This is a genomic window from Endozoicomonas sp. ALB091, assembly GCF_049310265.1.
Taxonomy (GTDB): domain Bacteria; phylum Pseudomonadota; class Gammaproteobacteria; order Pseudomonadales; family Endozoicomonadaceae; genus Endozoicomonas.
In genome coordinates this window covers 1-2,929 of sequence record NZ_JBLYNQ010000018.1, presented here as the reverse complement: position 1 = coordinate 2,929, position 2,929 = coordinate 1, and the positions used below count along the sequence as shown (strand labels likewise).

Genomic DNA, 2,929 nt, shown 5'->3' with positions numbered 1-2,929 from the left:
GTTGGTGCCATCGGTGATGGTGTATTTGAAGCTGTCTCCCTGTGGTTTCACTGCCATCGTGACGGTACTGGGTGGTGCCGTCTTCCTTGATGAACACAACCCCGTTGGCCGTGGCAACTTTTTTGTAGCCCGCTGCGGCGGTGTAAGTAGCGTCATCACTGTCGACCAGGTCCGCCCAGACGGTGCCATTGACACTCGCGATGGTCAGGGTGTCGGCTGGCAGGTCACTGTCTGTGTCGTTGTCACGGATGATGTTGCGGCCACTGAGCTCACCACCCTCTTCCAGCCGGTAACGGTCATTCTCCGCTTTCGGGGCGTTGTCGTTCACCGGGGTAACGTCGTAGCTGACTGTCGCCTCGCCCGAGCTGTTGGTGCCATCGGTGATGGTGTATTTGAAGCTGTCTCCGGTGGTTTCACTGCCATCGTGACGGTACTGCGTGGTGCCGTCTTCCTTGATGAACACAACCCCGTTGGCCGTGGCAACTTTTTTGTAGCCCGCTGCGGCGGTGTAAGTAGCGTCATCACTGTCGACCAGGTCCGCCCAGACGGTGCCATTGACACTCGCGATGGTCAGGGTGTCGGCTGGCAGGTCACTGTCCGTGTCGTTGTCACGGATGATGTTGCGGCCACTGAGCTCACCGCCCTCGTCCAGCCGGTAACGGTCATTCTCCGCTTTCGGGGCGTTGTCGTTCACCGGGGTAACGTCGTAGCTGACTGTCGCCTCGCCCGAGCTGTTGGTGCCATCGGTGATGGTGTATTTGAAGCTGTCTCCGGTGGTTTCACTGCCATCGTGACGGTACTGCGTGGTGCCGTCTTCCTTGATGAACACAACCCCGTTGGCCGTGGTGACTTTTTTGTAGCCCGCTGCGGCGGTGTAAGTAGCGTCATCACTGTCGGCCAGGTCCGCCCAGACGGTGCCATTGACACTCGCGATGGTCAGGGTGTCGGCTGGCAGGTCACTGTCCGTGTCGTTGTCACGGATGATGTTGCGGCCACTGAGCTCACCACCCTCTTCCAGCCGGTAACGGTCATTCTCCGCTTTCGGGGCGTTGTCGTTCACCGGGGTAACGTCGTAGCTGACTGTCGCCTCGCCCGAGCTGTTGGTGCCATCGGTGATGGTGTATTTGAAGCTGTCTCCGTTGGTTTCACTGCCATCGTGACGGTACTGCGTGGTGCCGTCTTCCTTGATGAACACAACCCCGTTGGCCGTGGCAACTTTTTTGTAGCCCGCTGCGGCGGTGTAAGTAGCGTCATCACTGTCGGCCAGGTCCGCCCAGACGGTGCCGTTGACACTCGCGATGGTCAGGGTGTCGGCTGGCAGGTCACTGTCTGTGTCGTTGTCACGGATGATGTTGCGGCCACTGAGCTCACCACCCTCTTCCAGCCGGTAACGGTCATTCTCCGCTTTCGGGGCGTTGTCGTTCACCGGGGTAACGTCGTAGCTGACTGTCGCCTCGCCCGAGCTGTTGGTGCCATCGGTGATGGTGTATTTGAAGCTGTCTCCGGTGGTTTCACTGCCATCGTGACGGTACTGCGTGGTGCCGTCTTCCCTGATGAACACAACCCCGTTGGCCGTGGCAACTTTTTTGTAGCCCGCTGCGGCGGTGTAAGTAGCGTCATCACTGTCGGCCAGGTCCGCCCAGACGGTGCCGTTGACACTCGCGATGGTCAGGGTGTCGGCTGGCAGGTCACTGTCCGTGTCGTTGTCACGGATGATGTTGCGGCCACTGAGCTCACCGCCCTCGTCCAGCCGGTAACGGTCATTCTCCGCTTTCGGGGCGTTGTCGTTCACCGGGGTAACGTCGTAGCTGACTGTCGCCTCGCCCGAGCTGTTGGTGCCATCGGTGATGGTGTATTTGAAGCTGTCTCCGGTGGTTTCACTGCCATCGTGACGGTACTGGGTGGTGCCGTCTTCCTTGATGAACACAACCCCGTTGGCCGTGGCAACTTTTTTGTAGCCCGCTGCGGCGGTGTAAGTAGCGTCATCACTGTCGGCCAGGTCCGCCCAGACGGTGCCGTTGACACTCGCGATGGTCAGGGTGTCGGCTGGCAGGTCACTGTCCGTGTCGTTGTCACGGATGATGTTGCGGCCACTGAGCTCACCGCCCTCGTCCAGCCGGTAACGGTCATTCTCCGCTTTCGGGGCGTTGTCGTTCACCGGGGTAACGTCGTAGCTGACCGTCGCCTCGCCCGAGCTGTTGGTGCCATCGGTGATGGTGTATTTGAAGCTGTCTCCGGTGGTTTCACTGCCATCGTGACGGTACTGCGTGGTGCCGTCTTCCTTGATGAACACAACCCCGTTGGCCGTGGCAACTTTTTTGTAGCCCGCTGCGGCGGTGTAAGTAGCGTCATCACTGTCGACCAGGTCCGCCCAGACGGTGCCATTGACACTCGCGATGGTCAGGGTGTCGGCTGGCAGGTCACTGTCCGTGTCGTTGTCACGGATGATGTTGCGGCCACTGAGCTCACCACCCTCGTCCAGCCGGTAACGGTCATTCTCCGCTTTCGGGGCGTTGTCGTTCACCGGGGTAACGTCGTAGCTGACTGTCGCCTCGCCCGAGCTGTTGGTGCCATCGGTGATGGTGTATTTGAAGCTGTCTCCTGTGGTTTCACTGCCATCGTGACGGTACTGGGTGGTGCCGTCTTCCTTGATGAACACAACCCCGTTGGCCGTGGCAACTTTTTTGTAGCCCGCTGCAGCGGTGGAAGGAGCAGTCATCACTGTCGACCAGGTCCGCCCAGACGGTGCCATTGACACTCGCGATGGTCAGGGTGTCGGGTATCAGGTCAATGTCTGCGTCGTTGTCACGGATGATGTTGCGGCCACTGAGCTCACCACCCTCTTCCAGCCGGTAACGGTCATTCTCCGCTTTCGGGGCGTTGTCGTTCACCGGGGCAATGTCGTAGCTGACTGTCGCCTCGCCCGAGC

At 59.9% G+C, this 2,929-nt stretch carries 2 protein-coding genes; both read right to left on the bottom strand.

The features are described 5' to 3' along the window. Positions 1–2,719: Ig-like domain-containing protein (locus ACO6UX_RS25075; RefSeq protein ID WP_422451136.1), on the bottom strand; the 2,719-nt coding region annotated here is incomplete at its 3' end. Beyond that, the coding region (locus tag ACO6UX_RS25070) for a hypothetical protein (protein ID WP_422451134.1) at positions 2,610–2,929 on the bottom strand (320 nt) is incomplete at its 5' end. The genes ACO6UX_RS25070 and ACO6UX_RS25075, both read right to left, overlap by 110 nt.